Below are 15564 nucleotides of genomic sequence, written 5' to 3' on the forward strand. Positions count from 1 at the left end.
GAGGATGGGGTAGCGGTGTGCCGACGCGGGTGGGGAGGGTGAGGTGAAGGTGTTCGCTGGCGAGGGATTGAGCGGGGTGATCGATTCGCGTGCGGGGGATCGGGTGAAGTGGCGATCGGGCTGGATGGGTGGAGTGAGCGGTTGGTATGCGGAGGCTTGGTGCGGAGCGAGTGATGCGCTCGGCGTAGGTGGAGTGAATCTTGGGCGGACATGATTCGGAGTGGGCGTTGGCGCCTGGGCGGCGGACGGTTTTGGGCTGCGGCGCCGGGATAAATGGTTGGCCCGGCGAGGACCTATAGGGCGCTACCTTGGGGGTAAATGGTTGGCCCTACACCGATCCTCTATGCGGAGTGAATTGGGGATAAATGCTTGGCCCCGTCTCCCTGCGCTTCCCACTTCCGCTCGCCGAAGCGTTACCCTATACGTGGCGACCCCGGATAAATGGTTGGCCTGTCGCTCGCTTAACACGTATGTATAATTTCCTTGCTCGTACACGATACTACGGGTATCATGAAGTCATAAATGGTTGGACACGAAGGAGTCCGCGATGAACACGAAACTGAAGGTTGGGATGACGGTGGCAGGCGCAGCGGTGATCGCTGGTGCGATCGCTTCGGCTGCGGTGCTGAACCACATGCCCCTCGTGAAGTGGGCGCTCGTCGCAGTGGGCTTCCTGATGATGATGCCCCTGTGGGCGCTGTTCAGTGGCGTCACGCCGTCGGCGCCGAAGAAGGCAGAGCCGGATCTGTTCTCCAAGAACCTGAACTATGTGCCGGACGACGTGAACCACGACAACCTGTGGCGGCCCGTCGGCGGCGACCGTAGCGGTTTCGACGATCACCTGTAATCCGAAGAACGACAAGAGATTCCGAGATGAGTGCAACGAGCGAACAACTGAAGGCGGTGGAGAGCACGGTTCATCGACTGATCGTGCAAGCCTACGCAGGTGCGGGCAAGACTTTCACGCTGGTGGAGTTCGCTCTGGCCAACCCCCATGACCGTATCCTCTATCTCGCCTACAACAAGGCGATCCAGGAGGAAGCATCGGCCAAGTTCCCCTCGAACGTCGAATGCCGGACCACGCATTCACTCGCCTGGCACTTCGGCCGCCGCTTCAAGGACGCGGGCAAGCTGGGCAATCTGCGCCCGAGCGATCTGATGCGCGCCTTCGACCTGAAGGTGGGCTTCGCCCGCGTGCTTCTCACCACGATCGAGAACTTCCTGTTCTCCGCTGACAGCGAGTTTGGCGAAGCGCACGTGCCGTCGACTGTTGCGGAGAAGGACGTACCGATGGTCGTGAAGTGGGGCGTGTACGTCTGGGCGGCGATGCAGGACCTCGAGCGCAAGGACGTGCCGATGCCGCATGACGGCTACCTCAAGCTGTTCCAACTCTCGGGCCCGGATCTCTCGCGCCGCTACGAAATCATCCTGTTCGATGAGGCACAGGACGCAAACCCGGTGACGACGGCGATCGTCGCAGCGCAGGACTGCCGCCTGGTGATGGTCGGCGACAAGTACCAGTCGATCTACGCTTTCCGGGGTGCCGTGAATGCGATGGAGCGGATCGAAGCGGACGAGACCGTATATCTGACGGAAAGCCGTCGCTTCGGCGCCGGCGTCGCGACGCTCGCTACCATGCTGCTGACGCACTTCCGTGGCGAGAACCACCCGGTGCGCAGCGCCTTCCCGGAGCACGAGACCCTCTATACCGTTGACCGCACCCAGCCGTACGCGGTGATCGGTCGCACGAATGCACGGCTGTTCGGCACCGCGGTGGCGCTGCTCGGCCTGCGTCGCATGCACTTCGTCGGTGGCGTGGAGAACTACCCGTTCGACAAGCTCGTCGACGTGTGGCACCTGATGGACAACAAGCCTGCGATGGTCAATGACCAGATGTTCAAGACGTTCGGCTCGTTCGGTGCGCTGGAGGACTATGCAACGAAGGCGGACGACAAGGAGATTCTCTCCCTGATCGGTGTGGTCAAGGAATATCGCAACAAGGTGCCGGAGCTCGTTCAGAAGATCAAGGACGAAGCAGTCGAGCGCCAAGAGGATGCAGACGTGTGCCTGTCGACCGCGCATCGTTCGAAGGGTCTGGAGTTCGATCAGGTGGTGCTGCTCGACGACTTCGAGGATTTTGTCACGGACACGGGTGACTTTCTCGTGCTCGACACGCCAGAGCTTGTACAGGAACTTAATCTCCTGTATGTGGCTGTGACTCGCGCGGAGCGCGTGCTGGAACTGAACCACCAGATGCGCGAGATCGTCGAAGCCCTCTCGGTGCGCGACCCCGAAGCGCAGTCGATCCTGAGTGCGAGCGTCACCGCGCAGGGTGCGGGTACGGTTGGCCTTTTGCCGGGTTTTGATTTCGCGCCGCGTATCAATACGCGTGATGAATCCAAATTGCGTCCGGAAGAACAGCGGCTCGTTACGTCGGGCGCGCAAGTCGCGGGCGGCGCAGTGGGCGTGGGTTCTGACATCGAAAGCATGGTGGAAAACGCCATCCTTCGCCAAGGCCTGTTGCAGGTTGCGCGGCTGGCAAAAGAACTCGGCTATGAGCGCAACGCGATGACCAACGTGATCGTCGAGATGATCCGCAAGGGTCGGCTCGCAGAAGTGCTGTTCGTCAGCAGCCCGGAAGTTGCCGCCCGCCTGCACGAAATGACGTTCTGATGCACGGCCAGCAACTCGGTGCTGCGTGAGTTGCTGGCGTCACAACACGGGGAATACGCATGTTCGAAATCAACATCTACGGCGAGCCGCCGTCGGCCGAGAAGATCCGCCAGTTGAAGGGATCGTTCGACGACAGCGCCGCCTTCACCGTTTTCATGATGGTCCCGATCCCGGGCGTCGACATTCTCGCGGGCCTCGCCACCTACGCGATCGAGGAAACCGTGCGCGGCACCGATTTCTGGGATGCCGACGGTGCGATCGAAAGCGACTGGTCCATGTCGATGATCACCCAGCGGTATGTCGAGAAGGTCCGGGTGCAGCATCGGCAGCTCGTACGCGTCGAGGTCGACGCGCTCAAACGTCACCTCGCGATCGAACTGCCAGCGCGAGAAGCAGCATCGGCCGCAGCGTCGGCCGTCGCGGATGTGCTCATCGCCAAAGGCAAGGAGGCAATCGGTGGCGCCGCCGGCGACGCGATGCTGAAGGGGATCAAGGGGTTCTTCGGCAAGTGACCGCGACGGGCTCCGATTTAAGAATTCGCTTCACAGGCCGTTAAACCGCACGTGTCGATCAGCCCCTCTCGACAGCACGGTGTGCAACGCGCGAGGGAATCGTCGGGCGATCGCACGCCAGACCAAAAACATGGAGAGAAAACCGTTGAAATTTCTGCGCAAACAACTGTCATTGGCCGTCAGCCTGGGGCTGCTCGCCGTATGCGCCTCCGCGTCAGCGCAACCGCGCTCAGTGGATGCACGTCAGCTCGATGTCGCTGGCGTCAAAACGGGGATGGACTACAACGAGGCGCTGACCGCCGCCTCCAACTACCTGCACGTGCCGAAGAGCCAGTTCAAGCCGGACCAGTATCCCGGCGTCAACCAGGTGACCGGGAAGCGGGACCCCGCATGGTTCACCTACGACAACAACGGCGCAAAGCTGACCGTCTACTTCGAGGGGCGGGTTCCTGTCGACAAGGCCCGGCCGTTGGTCGTGTGGCTGGTGCGATACGAGGTACCGTGGTCGCAGGACAACGCCGCAGCCATGGTCAACTCAGCTTCGCAGAAATACGGCGTTGCATCGAACGCTCCCAATACGCTGCCGATGCAGTGGTGCGATAACCCCAGCCCCAACACCGGCTTGGGTTGCCCGAAAAACATGAGCGACGCCTGGGTGGAACTGACACAGACCGCGGTCGCGCTGACTGATACGTCGTGGCAACAGGCGCGTTTCAGATTCGTGGATGCGAAAAAGAAAGTAGCGCCGGCGTTCTGATCCTCCCGGCGGACGCATCTTAGGCAATTGCGTGTAGCGCACGTCGCGCTGGCGCAGAGGAGCAATTCAAGGTGAAACGAAACGCGGCAAACTCGAACTCAGACGGCTCTGCACCGTGTCAGGCGCACCACCTAGCCAACGCATACACGGAGGCGACGGAAGTCGTCGGCGGCCTCTTCGTGGTCAGGATGAGCGATGGCGGTTGGAGCATCGCGGACGGTCCGGGGACGACACTCTCGGCGCCCGATGAAATCGAATGCGCGGGATGGCATCTGCCCGTGCGCTTTGCGTCGAAGGAAGCCGCCGTCGGCGCGATCGGGTCCGGTCCGGACGCCTGGTTCGACATCGAGATCGACGGGCCGTGGGTGTTGCACTGTGTCGAGCGCGGTGCCGTTATCTCCGAGGCTTACCGACGCGCACATTGACCTGACAGGAAAGAGCGTTGTGGGGAAAACCGTCTCGGTCACACTCCCGTTGGGCGTATGGGCCGACACGTCAATGCTCCGCAACGTGTGTCTCAACGGGTTCGCACGGTGGCACATTGATCACCTCGACCCATCACCGGAGATCCAGCAGTGTCTGAATTTTCCATGGCGTTAGCCGCTCGCGTTCAGTGGGCGCTGCATCGCGTAAGCGTGGTTGCGGAGAACCAGAGGGCCGCTCAGACTCATTTGTCTCGCGCGCTCAATGGCGCGAAGACCTGCGGCGACAATGCCGCCTGGACGGACGAAAATCTGGCGTGTCCGGCGCTTCTCGCCGACGTGCCCGATCTTCGAGGGGCTTTTACGCAAGCGTTCGACCGCGTACGCGAACAGCGGCAAAAGCGGCGCACGCGGGATGGCCTCACGGAAGAGCTCACCGTCATGGCCGAAGAAGCGAGCCGCGGTTGTGGCCAGTCCTACGAGCTGTTCGTGAAGCGATTTTCAGCGGATGTCGATGACCTCCTCGAGCTCGTTGAATCGCCTTACCAATCGATAGCGCTTGAAGTAGCCGTTTCCAAGGGCTACGCCACGCCGGCGGAGCGCGAAAAGATGCAGGAAGACATCGAGAGTGACGGCGGCTGTTCGTTGACTGGAATTGATCCGCATTACTGTCCCTGCGGCAGGCATGAATAAGTCGTGTGAAACGTTGCAATTGAGTACGTCAATTCGTACAATTGGCGTATCAATACGTGTTATGTATCTTCGCAGGTTCGGAGTCGAAAAACGATGATTCAGTACAGCGCGATCGAGGTGGCGAATCCGGGAGAAACGCCGATGGAAGATCGGCTTGATGAGCCGCGTCGCTTTGTCGACATGGGCAACGGGCTTTTCTTCGTTCCGGAACAGAGCGAGAAATTCGAGCGCTATGTCGCCGAGGCGACGGCAGATCTCACGGATGGACCCCAAGGGGAAGTGGCACTCAGCTATTCCGGCGGCGCGTGGGAAGGACAGGTCGGACCGATCTCGGCACGGCCGCTGGCGGAACTGTCGGCGCCGCGATATACCGCGCTCGAAAGCGCGAAGGAACGGGGCGCCCAGATCTCCGCCAGCGACCTGATGGAAAAGGGCGATGCGATGTACTGGCCCGCGACAGTGACCGTGCTTCACGAAGGTCGCGCGGCGGGGCTCGCTGCGCTCGATAACCGGGAGTTCGCCGACGAGGCGAGTTTCATCGCGGCACTGCGCGAATGCACCGCGTCAAGACCGCCGCGAGCATTGCGTGTCGCGTCGCCGTTGCTTCGCGAGATCGCTCTCGCGTTTCGCGAGTGGGGCCGCGGCGGTGCCGCGCTTCACTGAGCAGGTGATCGCCACGCGAGGTGGTGGCATCAGTCCAGATCCTGTGTCCCATTAGGCAAAACTATTCACCAACTTCTCTCACCACAACAATGAAGAAAATCCTCCTTGCGGCTTCTGTCGCTCTGCTGCTCTCCGCCACTGCCCATGCCGAGTGCTCGATCACGTACTACACGGGCCCTTCGACGTGGGAAGCGCTTGAGAAGAACGGCGGGGTCGAATTCAGCAACTACAAGTCTGTCTGTGAAAAGCTGCGTCGCGCGAACGCTCGCGTCAATATCACTGGGGCAGCTACCGTCCTCAACAACATGTCGATCGGATGGGCGCAAGTTAGCGTTCTCGACATGAATACGTCCGTCGGAACGACGGAATATGCGTCGTACAGCACTACCGCCAATCCGTTCGCAAGCATTGACAAGGCAAACGAGCTGATGCTCTCGTCGGTTAACGCGGCGATGAATAGTTGGCGCGAGCTCGACAACGCTCTGGCGAAGCTCGAGGCTGAGCGCAATCGTGCGCGATTGACCTTCGCTCGGCAATAACACGCTTCCGTCATTGTCATCGCACATAGCCTGCGGCACGTGCTTCAGTGATACCGATAGGGGCGTCCCCGTCGTTCATGAAGGAGAAAAAGGAATTGAAGGCAAGCGGCGTGATATTGCTCGCGGTGATGGTGCTCGGCAGCCTGACGTTCGTCGTTCACACTGAGGCACTGTCCTTCAACGTCCAGATCGCATGGGCCTCCGTGATGATTGCGGGAGGCCTGATCGCCGGGGCTCTCATGTACTTTCAGGCCGATTAATCAGAGCGGAAAAACCGATGAAAAACATCTCAATCGCGGCATGTACTTTTGTGCTGCTTATCATGACGTGCTGGTTGATGACGTTCCGTTTCGGTCTGCGCTTTGGCACGCAGGATGCGAATCTGAGTTACGTCGCATTTCTGCTGATTGGCGGCTCTGTGGTGGCTTCGTGCGCAAGCGTCCTTTCTCGCCTCTTTCATGTCCGCCGAAGCGTTCGCGACTAGGCCAACGTTATGACCGAAAAACGTCTCTCATCGATCGCCGTCCCCAGCGCCAGCATTCACGCGGCGCTGTTGACGTTTCTGCTGTCCTATCCATCGGTTGCGCTGATGCGATTCCTTCAGCACTTCGACCCCCAACGCGCGAGTGTTGCTGACGCCGGTCCATGGTGGGCGACGTGGCTTCTGCTGCCCGTCGCACTCGGCCTCGGCGGAGCTATCTGGGCGGCACTCGCGTGCCTCGCGTATAACGCGATTGCGAAAGTGCTCGGCGGCGTTCGTTACCGTGCATAGGGAGCGGTTGTCATGTTGAGCCGCCAGCACTACAAGCGTCTGCGGTTTTACTGGCAGGGACGCGCGAGCGGCGGCGCGGGGATGACGGACGGAATCGACCTCGATCTGGCCGCACTAGGGTTCGTAGAACGGTTCGAGCGTCTCGGCTCTGGCGTCTGTTTCCGGATCACGCAGGCGGGGGAGCAGGAGCTGGCCGCCGAGAAGGCACGAGAGGTCGAGCGACGCCGCCCGCATCATGCGCTCGCCGATCGCGTCGCCCAGTGGCTTCAGGATCAAGGCCGTGTCACCTGGACGAATATCGAGCTCCTCGTTGATCGCGACGCCGGCGGCAGACAGGCGATTCGTCCGGACGTGTTCTCGATGGCGGCGACCTACGACGCGAAGCGGATCAACCCGTGCGTGCATGAAGTGAAGGTAAGTCGCGCGGACTTTTTTGCAGATGTCGCGGTGGCGGAAAAGCGGGCGGGATATGCAAAGATCGCAGAGGTCGTGTATTACGCCGCTCCGGCGGGAATGATCGCCGCAGCAGAAGTGCCGGACGGGTTCGGTTTGCTCATCGAGACCGAGACCGGCACGTTTGAGATCGCAAAACGGCCGAAGAAGCGCCCGGTCGCCCTCACCACTCATCACTTCATGAATCTCATCCTCAAGCCGGGCGTCTTTACACCGGCTTGGTAGAGGCAAGACTATCCTCACGTGGATATTTGAGGAATGGATACGACAACACGAAAAGAGGTGGTTCGTAAGCCCGCAAGGCGCATGGTGGCCGAAGTCACCGGCGCATTTGTGTTGTTGATCATGCTGTTGCTCGGAGCGCACTGGATCGCACAATCGGTGCTACCGGCAGTCGGACAATAACTGATCGGAAAACAGGAGTTTCCAATTTATGAAGATTTCAGAATGCATCACCGAAACATTGGCCAGCCTCGAAGCAATGAGCCGTGTCGGCTCAAAGGCGATTGATCTATGTTCAGGCGTGCTGTATGAACCGCACTCGGAGTTTCCGGACGGGGAATGCTTGGCGGCAGAATTGCCCGGCGGCAAAATTGTTGCGGTGGAGACGCACAAGTTGCTTGACCATTTGCTGCTACGGCACGCCAATGCCCAAGCGACTCGCGAAGGTGGTAGCGCTCGGAGCGTGTACACGGATATTCGCGACCATTTCGTACGAAAGACTGGCTTCGAATTCTGATCGGAAAACAAGAAACGACAAATGGAAGCAATCTTGCGCCGCACGCAGAAGGTCCGCGATTATGGTTTCTGGATTCTTGGGCTTGGGGCACTGATCTTGCGCCTTACCGGATACAGCACGTCCGCGACGGTGCTTTTTGTCGGCGCTATTGCGCCTGCACTTCCTGATGGCTTCCGGTTCGGAAGTCGCAAGCGTCTTGGATAACGGATACCGAATGAAATTTGATGCAGATGTAGAGCGCGGCATCGAACTGCTCGCGCTCTGTCAGAAACTGCAAAGCGAGAAGGACGGCGTGGAGCGTCCCGATCCGTTTGCGATCGAAAAGTCGAAGGCGCTCGACCAGTTCGCGATGGACGTGAACACAGCGATCACGAACATGGCGGCTTTGCGCAAACTGCTTCCACAGATGCTCAGTCTGGCAGAACTCGGGCGGAAGCTGGCGAACGAAGGCAAAATCACGGTGGACCACGGTGAGGACTATTCGTCGGCCGCGCTGCGTTTTGTCCGGGGCGAGCATGGCTTAGCCTGATCAGGCGGGCCTCGACAACAGTCTTCTCGAAGAAGGAAAACATGAAGCGCCTTTCGATGGTTCTTATCGTTCCTGTGTTGCTAAGCGCGTGTGGTGAGCATGCGCAGCCGGGTTCGTCGCTGGCAGCGCGATATGCGGCTGCTGAGTTTGTGGGAAAGGCCTACAACGTCGATCCGGTACGCGTCAAAGACGAACCGGTCATTGTGGGTGAAACGGCAAACGTAACCACAGAGTTCGACGGCGGCACGTGCAAGCTCGTACTGGTGAAGCAAGTGGACGCGGACCAGTACGGTTGGCTCGCAAAGAAAATCGCGTGTAACAAGACCGCGTAGCGAGCGTAGGCGGGTCGGATATTTGCCCTTGGCGTTGCTGACAACACCTCGTTCCATTTCATTTGTCACCTCGGCAATTCTTATAGTATTATGCGTACGTGTTTAACCACGTGACGGTGCTGAAGCTTTCGTCGGCAAATCGCACGAAGTAGAGGTAACGATTTATGGGACAAGCGAAGCAACGAGGGACGCGCGAGCAGCGGGTCGCGGCGGCAATTCCCAAGGTCGCACGACCGAGCGCTGACCAACGCCGCGCGCAGCAGGTGAAGGCGGTCGCAGGTGCCGTTGATGTTGTGATGCGTCCGCTGCTACGCGCACTTAACCGCTGAGGCAGCACCGTTAAATCGCCTTCGGTCTTGTGAGGCGTTATTGCTACGTGTTTAGTATCGAATTGTGTTTGAGAAAGTTCTCCAAATGTGCCGCCGTTAGTATGGATCGACAGGTGTTACGAGTTGGACGTTTCGACAAGAACGAAGGAAATCGCGGGCATGAATACCATCGAGATTGACGGTCGGCAGTTGCTGATAGACGTGGTCTACCACGACTCTGGCGAAGAACCCGAGTCCGCATGCGTGAACCGGATGGTCAGTACGCGCGTGGGGGATGTGACCTATCAGCGCCCCGGCGACGACTGGCGTGCTGCCGTCGATTGGGCCGTGCGGCAGATTACGCGGAACGCCTCTGTATTTCAGGTCGATTCGGTGCCGCCGTTCGTGAAATGGCAAGGACGTAGCAGCAGTGGAGTCGTCGAAACACAACCGGCGTCCGCGAAGCGCCAGATCATCACCGTCGTTGTCTCGTCGTACGCGGAAGCGTTCGAGATTGACTGGTCCATGATCGTCAGCCCGTTGACGAAGGCTCGCGCGATGGGATTCGACATCAGCAAGCTGACGGCGCCCCCGGGCAGCAGCGTAACAGTGATCGACCCTGCGCCGCTGGCCGACGCGACCCGAAAAGCAATCGGCGGCGTCGCAAGCTCTGCTGGTGTGCCGGGTGCGCGTCTCGACCACACGGAGGATTGAATGCGCGTTGTCCTTCTTTCCGCGGGGTGGTATCTCAACGCCACAGTCAGCATGAATGGCACTTTCTATGTGGCGGACTCGCTCGCACCCCGTCAGGAATTTGATCCGGGCTGTCACTTCTATGGCCCTGCGGCATGGGGTGGAAAGGTTGGCCCAAGCTACGGCCGCGAGCTAATCGCCCTCCGGCCACTGCACTGGGACGAGTGGTTCTCGAGCGCAGAAGACGCACTCTATAGCGGCGCCGCGTATGCCGAACCGCTACGCGTGTGGCCGGCACGAATCACCGTTACGTCAGCGGGGCGGGACAAGGGTCTGGGTCCGCTCGACGGGCTGACGATTCAGAGCGAGAGCGAACTGGTGTCGCAGGTGAATTTCTTCGCGGCACGACACGCTACCCAACAGCCCCAACTCTACACGGCAGCCGGCCGGCTCCAGAGTGTGGCGGCGCGGTTTCCCGGGCAGCTCGGAGTCGAAACCGCGCTGGCGCACTAAGCATGGCACATTTCCGCCGTCACTAACGGTGGCACATTTCACGCACACTCAACCAGGAGAAACAACTATGGGTTCCATCCGCGTCGTGGCCGCTGGCCTGACCATCGCGTCGCTGCTTATGGCGATCGCATTCAAGCAGATCTTTCGCGCACTGCACCAGTCCGACATCTTCTCGTTCGCACAAACACTGAAGCTGCTGAGCCCCAACATGGCAGATCTGCTGGGTGTCAAGTACATCATCGCGGCGATCGTCGTGCTCGCATTCGTGGGCATGGGCCTTTGGATCGCGAGCGTAATCGACGGCCTGCTGTATGCCATTCACGGATCGATCGCGTACGGCGTTGGTTACGTGAAGGGAAAGATCACGAAGCGCGACTCGGTGGTGGCGCACTAACGACGGCACATTTCGGCCGGCAGTTGTGTGCGACGAACGGAGATCCCGTCTCAAATCACAGCGATGTTTGGAGTTTGCGACCTGGGGCGGGTGATTGCCGCACATCGGATCAGGGTGCGGTAAAGCGGGCGTCACTAAACGTGGCACATTTCGCGGCTGGATCGCCGCTTTACTAACCATGGCACATTTCGCAATTTTGACAAGTCGGGAAGCAAAATCGATGCGCCAGACCGTACATAAAGATGAGGAGCCGTTCGACGGTTTCGCGATAGCGCTCAATGCGAGCGTTGCATGGGCGATGTACCGGATTGAGCTGATCGCGGGGCATAGCCGTGGCGCCGCGGCGGACGAATGGGCGGAGAAGGCTCTGAACTACGCGGAAGAACACGGCCAACGCGGCTATCCGGACACGCCGATTTCCTGTCAGATCCGCAGCGTGCCGGAGCTCGCCGCAGTCTGGCGCATCGGCCGCGCGAAGGGACAGGCTCTCTACAGGCGGCACCCTGCGTGAAATGGAGACCGCAACGCATGCGCAACTGGCATGGCAATCGATCAGAAGAGAGGTAACACATGAATATTAAAGCGCGGCTGCGTGGCTGGCTCTCCGAGCGCGAAACCTTGCCAAACGGAGTGAGGTCGCGATATACGCGCGGCCAGACGATCGTGGGACAGATGCTTTGCCTCGTGGCGTTAGCGCTGCTGATGAGCGTGGCAGCACTGGTCTTCGTCGTTCTCCCGAGTCTTCTCGGTAATTCTGGGCACACCTCGATTGGCGGGGTTGCCGCGCACGGTGTCAAGCTGGCGATTCTCAGCCTACTTTGATCGCCCGAGGCTACTCAGGCCTCCCTCCGCCGAGATGACAGGAAGCGGTTGTTCGTGTGATGCACAGCTCGGGGAATGGGCATGAAGATAAATATTTGGAACCGGATGATAGGACTGCTCCTGCTTGCATTCAGTGCAGGGGTCTGGGCATGGATGCTGGGATGGCTCGCGAGACCGTTCCCTCCCCGCAGTCTCGATGACGCCCCAATGTTGGCTGCGTGGTTGGCGCCAGGCTTGATGGCCTTCCCGACATTGGTCTCAATCATCGCTTGCCTGGTTGGGCTGCTATATGTCGCGGGTGTCCTCCCGGGCCGGACTGACCAGCAATAGGCATCAGCGCAGTCGCGGATGATGAAAACGGAAGAGAAAAAAGGATCAATGCATGAGCACGACTGAGGGCTGGCCGCACGAGCGGAACGCACATCGATTTTCCAAACGCCATTTCTTGTGGCTGTTTCCCCTCGCACTGCTGGCGACGGACTACTACGCGGACTGCTGGAAACGCGACGTAACGAACATCGAAGCGCCGGTCAAACTGCCACCGCGCGCACAGGGTGAAGTCCTCGTCACCTGGCCGGTGCTTGTGGGGCAGTTTGATCGGAGCAAGCCGGAGTGCACCCCTCTGCGTGAGCGTGCTGAGACGGTAGCTTCGTCGTGGCAGGGTTTGGTGCCTCTGCCAGTGAACATCTGGGACGACCAGCTTCTGAAATTCAAGCTCAAAGCGCGGCAGGCCGGGTGTCTCGTGCTCGACAAGGGCGAAACTTATTGATGGCGGCGCTTGCTGGCGGCGACTACCGGTCCGCCTGCAGGGCCACTTCTGACACAGACAAAAGGAAGAACAGTGAACCCTTCTCAGATCCAGATATTCGGGCTGGCACAACGGTTTGCCCTCAATCTCCGCATCAACGCGCCCGTGGTGCTCTTCAAGGAGCGGCACCACGGCCTCAAATACCAGTCGATCACTAACCGCATCATCGTCGGCGGGGACTTCTACTCCCGCTCGCAGGAGGCTCGCGAAGTCGCCGTTGCACAAGCCATCGGTCTCGCTGCACAGCGAGAGGACTTCTTTCGATTTATGCGGCCGTTCTGGGCGGGATCGCTATGGAGCGTCGCATTGATCGTCGCGGGCTTCGTCGCTGGCAAATTCTTCGATTCGTGGACCGTCCAACTTACGATGCAGGTAGTTGGCGTTGGGATGTTCGTCGTGGCGCAGCGACGCCTGAAGAAGGGCTATCCGAAGTTTCAGGTCAAGCGCGCTACTTACGCCGACAAGGTGGCAGCACAGATCTGCGGGCCGACTGCCGTGCTATCCGCCATCGAGAGCACACAGGCCAAACCCATGTCCGATCTCGACGCGACACGCATTGAAAAACTACGGGATTTTGCAACCGTAGCTTGACCACCCGGCTCTTGCCTGACCCACTCCGAACAATGTGGTTTGTCGTTAGTAGAAACTGCATGTATTATTGCGACGTGTAGAGAATCATGATTCGATTGTGCGAAAAGGGGAAGAGCATGTTCTTCGACCTGAGCGACCGGGAGATCACGATCTTGGGGTGTCTCTCGATTTTGCTGACGTGTGTCGGCGGTCTGGGGCTGTGTGGCGTCGTGATCGGGCACGGCGTTCAGGTTGCGGGATTAGACACGTCCGGTGTCGTCTCGGAAAAGGCCGGTGCGGTGGGGGCGTTCATGGGTCTCGCACTCGCACTAGCGATCGGCGCATGCGCATTCATGGAAGGCCGGAAATCCGAGCGGCGTGACGCCTCAGACGCGGCCTGATCGGTCGTGAATCTATCGGGTTGAATTTGACAAGTTCAAAGGAAAATACGCAATGAACCTGAACGCGGCCCAGGCACTCGTCGATCGATTTGCGGACGAGCAGGGCATTCGGTCACCCGTCGTGGCGCTCAGCAAGCGAGCAGATAGCTGCTTCTATGACTTCATCGGCAACCGGATCAGAGTCGGAAAAGACACGCTGAACCTCGATCAGAGCGTCGTCGAGGTCCTGCTGGCATATGAAACGGCTTTGACGGCGGATCGGCGAGGCCTGGTCAGGATCTTCTTGCCGTACGTCTGGATGCTTTCTCTCGTTTTTATCCTGCTGGTTGTCGGGATCGTGGCATGGATCGGGTCCAGTTTCCCGCTGTCCGTCACGTGTTTCGTGATGGGTGCGCTGACGGGTGTCTATGCCACCAGGAAAATGGACACGTCCATCGACGCGGAAGTGTTCGTCCTTGAAAAGCAGGCCGACGCGGTTGCGGCCAAGTTGTGCGGAGCACAGCATGCGTTGGCAGCCCTCGAGGAGTACTGCGCGAACCGGCCGCACATCAGGAACCACACGAAGCGGATCAGCTACCTGCGCCAACTGGCGGCCGGCGCGTGAGACGATGAACGAGTGCCCGAACGATCGCGTTGCGACTGACGCGCCGCGCAGACCACTCAGCCCGGCGCCGGAGGCCTTGGTGCTCGCGCAGGAAATACTCGGCTCGCGATTCGAGGCCGATCACAAGCACATCAACGCATTCCTCGCAGCGTTGCGCGCGAACGGACTGCCGATTGAGCTCGCCTGCTTTGGGCCCCGGGCGGTGGATGCGAAGCCTGTCGTGCTCGAGGTGGCAGATCGAAATCTCCGCGCAGCGGCGGAGCCTCGGATCAGACGGCGCATCGAGTCCATCAATCGAAAGATAGGCGGTTCTGTGGCGGCTACCGTCAACCAGTTCGATTCGGCCCGTCTCGGAGGCTCTGGCGCCGCCGGTCGACAGCGAGACCGGGCACGAGCCTCTGAAGTGCGCAACATCCTCAGGTCTCAGGCGGATCGACTACAGGCCGAGCTCGACAGGCGAGCCAACGAGGCTGCCCAGACGCTTCATCATACCGACGGTGCAAATCTGCGTGAGGAACCACGCCATGAGTGACAACGGAATCGACACGACTCGTGATGCGGGCGTTACTGGCGGCGCGTCCCGGTTTCGCGACCAGCTTGAACGTGTGCTGGCGGACCTTGACGAAATGACTTCAGCGTCGCTCTCTTGCGCGTTGGTCGCGCTTGCACGTCAGGCGGATCACGAGGCAGCGGCCGAGGCGTTTTCGCAATGCGATGGCCGTCATGCATCAGGCGTTGAAGCGGATGCGTCGGCGGCGGCGCTCGCCGTACCCAGCAAGGAAGCCCTGGCGAAGTCCTTCATCGCGGGGATGCTCAAACTCGGTCACACGATCGAAGAAGACAAGGTGCAGATCTTCCGCTCGCGCAAAGACAGCGGCAATGCACTTCATCAACTGATTGAAGCGGTGACGAGCTCGATCGCGGACAGCGTCGCGGCCTCGTCGCACGAGGCGCCAGCCGCTCCCCCTCCGGTGGGCTGGCGCTGGCGCTCGGCGCGTAGCGAGCACTGGACCTACGTAGACGGGCAGCCCAGTGCAGAACGAGTCGCGTGGCTTCGACGCTTCGGTCACTCGTTCGAGCACCTGTTCACGGCCGCGCCTCGTTTGACCGTCGATATCCCGGACAGCGAAGCGCTTCTGGAGATGGCGCGTGCGACGGGCTTGCGTCAACTGATGATGGGCGTGCGCGCGACAGAAGCGCGGGATGTGCTGTCCGCCTTCGTGCAGCGCGTTTCCACCTTCGAAAGCATCTCGCTCGCTGCCTAGATCATGGCCTATCAAATTGAGTGCCGATCGTGCGGCGAGAACGGCAGCTTCCCGCAGAAGCGGGGGATGCGGCTCGCAAGCTATACCTGCCGCTGCGGCGGC

The 15564-nt window shown here is 60.0% G+C and carries 26 protein-coding genes; all 26 read left to right on the plus strand.

From position 1 onward, the window contains the following. Positions 1 to 547: 547 nt before the first annotated feature. Positions 548 to 847, plus strand: a complete 300-nt coding sequence (locus LDZ21_RS27580) for a hypothetical protein (RefSeq protein ID WP_244797379.1) — start codon at positions 548 to 550, stop codon at positions 845 to 847. Positions 848 to 873: 26 nt separating this feature from the next. After that, positions 874 to 2673: a UvrD-helicase domain-containing protein gene (locus LDZ21_RS27585; RefSeq protein WP_244797380.1), complete on the plus strand. Its 1800-nt coding sequence runs from the start codon at positions 874 to 876 to the stop codon at positions 2671 to 2673. Between the two features lie 59 nt (positions 2674 to 2732). Then, positions 2733 to 3185 carry a hypothetical protein gene (locus LDZ21_RS27590; protein ID WP_244797381.1) on the plus strand — a complete coding sequence of 151 codons (453 nt, stop codon included), beginning with the start codon at positions 2733 to 2735 and terminating at the stop codon, positions 3183 to 3185. Positions 3186 to 3330: 145 nt separating this feature from the next. Next, positions 3331 to 3942, plus strand: coding sequence for a hypothetical protein (locus LDZ21_RS27595; RefSeq protein ID WP_244797382.1), 612 nt, complete (start codon positions 3331 to 3333; stop codon positions 3940 to 3942). A 71-nt stretch (positions 3943 to 4013) separates the two neighbouring features. Further along, positions 4014 to 4367 (plus strand): holo-ACP synthase, encoded by a 354-nt coding sequence (locus LDZ21_RS27600; protein WP_244797383.1) that lies wholly within the window; start codon positions 4014 to 4016, stop codon positions 4365 to 4367. Between the two features lie 150 nt (positions 4368 to 4517). Further along, on the plus strand, positions 4518 to 5057 hold the full coding sequence (locus LDZ21_RS27605) for a hypothetical protein (RefSeq protein WP_244797384.1): 540 nt from the start codon (positions 4518 to 4520) through the stop codon (positions 5055 to 5057). Positions 5058 to 5150: 93 nt separating this feature from the next. Beyond that, positions 5151 to 5720, plus strand: coding sequence for a hypothetical protein (locus tag LDZ21_RS27610; RefSeq protein WP_244797385.1), 570 nt, complete (start codon positions 5151 to 5153; stop codon positions 5718 to 5720). 89 nt (positions 5721 to 5809) lie between these two features. Then, complete coding sequence (locus tag LDZ21_RS27615) at positions 5810 to 6259, plus strand: hypothetical protein (RefSeq protein ID WP_244797386.1); 450 nt, start codon at positions 5810 to 5812, stop codon at positions 6257 to 6259. Between the two features lie 77 nt (positions 6260 to 6336). Next, positions 6337 to 6519: a hypothetical protein gene (locus LDZ21_RS27620; protein ID WP_244797387.1), complete on the plus strand. Its 183-nt coding sequence runs from the start codon at positions 6337 to 6339 to the stop codon at positions 6517 to 6519. 233 nt (positions 6520 to 6752) lie between these two features. Beyond that, the gene (locus tag LDZ21_RS27625; protein ID WP_244797388.1) at positions 6753 to 7031 is read left to right on the plus strand and encodes a hypothetical protein; all 279 of its coding nucleotides are present in this window, start codon (positions 6753 to 6755) and stop codon (positions 7029 to 7031) included. Between the two features lie 12 nt (positions 7032 to 7043). Beyond that, the gene (locus LDZ21_RS27630) at positions 7044 to 7709 is read left to right on the plus strand and encodes a hypothetical protein (RefSeq protein ID WP_244797389.1); all 666 of its coding nucleotides are present in this window, start codon (positions 7044 to 7046) and stop codon (positions 7707 to 7709) included. 208 nt (positions 7710 to 7917) lie between these two features. After that, positions 7918 to 8223: a hypothetical protein gene (locus LDZ21_RS27635; protein ID WP_244797390.1), complete on the plus strand. Its 306-nt coding sequence runs from the start codon at positions 7918 to 7920 to the stop codon at positions 8221 to 8223. A gap of 21 nt (positions 8224 to 8244) precedes the next feature. Beyond that, positions 8245 to 8427, plus strand: coding sequence for a hypothetical protein (locus LDZ21_RS27640; protein WP_244797391.1), 183 nt, complete (start codon positions 8245 to 8247; stop codon positions 8425 to 8427). Beyond that, positions 8390 to 8752 carry a hypothetical protein gene (locus LDZ21_RS27645; protein WP_244797392.1) on the plus strand — a complete coding sequence of 121 codons (363 nt, stop codon included), beginning with the start codon at positions 8390 to 8392 and terminating at the stop codon, positions 8750 to 8752. The genes LDZ21_RS27640 and LDZ21_RS27645 overlap by 38 nt, the downstream gene beginning before the upstream one ends. Before the next feature lie 41 nt (positions 8753 to 8793). After that, a complete protein-coding gene (locus LDZ21_RS27650; RefSeq protein ID WP_244797393.1) occupies positions 8794 to 9084 on the plus strand; it encodes a hypothetical protein in 291 nt (96 codons plus the stop codon). Between the two features lie 488 nt (positions 9085 to 9572). Then, positions 9573 to 10106 carry a hypothetical protein gene (locus LDZ21_RS27655; protein WP_244797394.1) on the plus strand — a complete coding sequence of 178 codons (534 nt, stop codon included), beginning with the start codon at positions 9573 to 9575 and terminating at the stop codon, positions 10104 to 10106. After that, positions 10107 to 10598, plus strand: coding sequence for a hypothetical protein (locus tag LDZ21_RS27660; RefSeq protein ID WP_244797395.1), 492 nt, complete (start codon positions 10107 to 10109; stop codon positions 10596 to 10598). 67 nt (positions 10599 to 10665) lie between these two features. Next, the gene (locus LDZ21_RS27665) at positions 10666 to 10992 is read left to right on the plus strand and encodes a hypothetical protein (protein ID WP_244797396.1); all 327 of its coding nucleotides are present in this window, start codon (positions 10666 to 10668) and stop codon (positions 10990 to 10992) included. A gap of 220 nt (positions 10993 to 11212) precedes the next feature. Next, the gene (locus LDZ21_RS27670; protein WP_244797397.1) at positions 11213 to 11503 is read left to right on the plus strand and encodes a hypothetical protein; all 291 of its coding nucleotides are present in this window, start codon (positions 11213 to 11215) and stop codon (positions 11501 to 11503) included. Between the two features lie 59 nt (positions 11504 to 11562). Next, the gene (locus LDZ21_RS27675; protein WP_244797398.1) at positions 11563 to 11814 is read left to right on the plus strand and encodes a hypothetical protein; all 252 of its coding nucleotides are present in this window, start codon (positions 11563 to 11565) and stop codon (positions 11812 to 11814) included. Between the two features lie 382 nt (positions 11815 to 12196). Next, complete coding sequence (locus LDZ21_RS27680; RefSeq protein ID WP_244797399.1) at positions 12197 to 12583, plus strand: hypothetical protein; 387 nt, start codon at positions 12197 to 12199, stop codon at positions 12581 to 12583. 72 nt (positions 12584 to 12655) lie between these two features. Next, positions 12656 to 13213 carry a hypothetical protein gene (locus tag LDZ21_RS27685; protein WP_244797400.1) on the plus strand — a complete coding sequence of 186 codons (558 nt, stop codon included), beginning with the start codon at positions 12656 to 12658 and terminating at the stop codon, positions 13211 to 13213. Between the two features lie 116 nt (positions 13214 to 13329). Next, entirely contained in the window at positions 13330 to 13593 is a 264-nt protein-coding gene (locus LDZ21_RS27690) for a hypothetical protein (protein WP_244797401.1), read from the plus strand. A 52-nt stretch (positions 13594 to 13645) separates the two neighbouring features. After that, positions 13646 to 14197 carry a hypothetical protein gene (locus LDZ21_RS27695; protein WP_244797402.1) on the plus strand — a complete coding sequence of 184 codons (552 nt, stop codon included), beginning with the start codon at positions 13646 to 13648 and terminating at the stop codon, positions 14195 to 14197. A 79-nt stretch (positions 14198 to 14276) separates the two neighbouring features. Continuing rightward, complete coding sequence (locus LDZ21_RS27700) at positions 14277 to 14729, plus strand: hypothetical protein (RefSeq protein WP_244797403.1); 453 nt, start codon at positions 14277 to 14279, stop codon at positions 14727 to 14729. After that, positions 14722 to 15462, plus strand: coding sequence for a hypothetical protein (locus tag LDZ21_RS27705; RefSeq protein WP_244797404.1), 741 nt, complete (start codon positions 14722 to 14724; stop codon positions 15460 to 15462). Before LDZ21_RS27700 ends, LDZ21_RS27705 begins: the two co-directional genes overlap by 8 nt. The last annotated feature ends 102 nt before the right edge of the window (positions 15463 to 15564 follow it).

Source organism: Caballeronia grimmiae (genome assembly GCF_022879615.1).
Taxonomy (GTDB): domain Bacteria; phylum Pseudomonadota; class Gammaproteobacteria; order Burkholderiales; family Burkholderiaceae; genus Caballeronia; species Caballeronia grimmiae.

Coding starts and splice junctions, on each gene's coding strand:
- LDZ21_RS27655 (WP_244797394.1), top strand. CDS start 9,573: ATGAATACCATCGAGATTGACGGTCGGCAGTTGCTGATAGACGTGGTC.
- LDZ21_RS27585 (WP_244797380.1), top strand. CDS start 874: ATGAGTGCAACGAGCGAACAACTGAAGGCGGTGGAGAGCACGGTTCAT.
- LDZ21_RS27630 (WP_244797389.1), top strand. CDS start 7,044: ATGTTGAGCCGCCAGCACTACAAGCGTCTGCGGTTTTACTGGCAGGGA.
- LDZ21_RS27665 (WP_244797396.1), top strand. CDS start 10,666: ATGGGTTCCATCCGCGTCGTGGCCGCTGGCCTGACCATCGCGTCGCTG.
- LDZ21_RS27610 (WP_244797385.1), top strand. CDS start 5,151: ATGATTCAGTACAGCGCGATCGAGGTGGCGAATCCGGGAGAAACGCCG.
- LDZ21_RS27640 (WP_244797391.1), top strand. CDS start 8,245: ATGGAAGCAATCTTGCGCCGCACGCAGAAGGTCCGCGATTATGGTTTC.
- LDZ21_RS27580 (WP_244797379.1), top strand. CDS start 548: ATGAACACGAAACTGAAGGTTGGGATGACGGTGGCAGGCGCAGCGGTG.
- LDZ21_RS27705 (WP_244797404.1), top strand. CDS start 14,722: ATGAGTGACAACGGAATCGACACGACTCGTGATGCGGGCGTTACTGGC.
- LDZ21_RS27590 (WP_244797381.1), top strand. CDS start 2,733: ATGTTCGAAATCAACATCTACGGCGAGCCGCCGTCGGCCGAGAAGATC.
- LDZ21_RS27620 (WP_244797387.1), top strand. CDS start 6,337: ATGAAGGAGAAAAAGGAATTGAAGGCAAGCGGCGTGATATTGCTCGCG.
- LDZ21_RS27695 (WP_244797402.1), top strand. CDS start 13,646: ATGAACCTGAACGCGGCCCAGGCACTCGTCGATCGATTTGCGGACGAG.
- LDZ21_RS27635 (WP_244797390.1), top strand. CDS start 7,918: ATGAAGATTTCAGAATGCATCACCGAAACATTGGCCAGCCTCGAAGCA.
- LDZ21_RS27690 (WP_244797401.1), top strand. CDS start 13,330: ATGTTCTTCGACCTGAGCGACCGGGAGATCACGATCTTGGGGTGTCTC.
- LDZ21_RS27670 (WP_244797397.1), top strand. CDS start 11,213: ATGCGCCAGACCGTACATAAAGATGAGGAGCCGTTCGACGGTTTCGCG.
- LDZ21_RS27650 (WP_244797393.1), top strand. CDS start 8,794: ATGAAGCGCCTTTCGATGGTTCTTATCGTTCCTGTGTTGCTAAGCGCG.
- LDZ21_RS27645 (WP_244797392.1), top strand. CDS start 8,390: ATGGCTTCCGGTTCGGAAGTCGCAAGCGTCTTGGATAACGGATACCGA.
- LDZ21_RS27660 (WP_244797395.1), top strand. CDS start 10,107: ATGCGCGTTGTCCTTCTTTCCGCGGGGTGGTATCTCAACGCCACAGTC.
- LDZ21_RS27625 (WP_244797388.1), top strand. CDS start 6,753: ATGACCGAAAAACGTCTCTCATCGATCGCCGTCCCCAGCGCCAGCATT.
- LDZ21_RS27675 (WP_244797398.1), top strand. CDS start 11,563: ATGAATATTAAAGCGCGGCTGCGTGGCTGGCTCTCCGAGCGCGAAACC.
- LDZ21_RS27615 (WP_244797386.1), top strand. CDS start 5,810: ATGAAGAAAATCCTCCTTGCGGCTTCTGTCGCTCTGCTGCTCTCCGCC.
- LDZ21_RS27680 (WP_244797399.1), top strand. CDS start 12,197: ATGAGCACGACTGAGGGCTGGCCGCACGAGCGGAACGCACATCGATTT.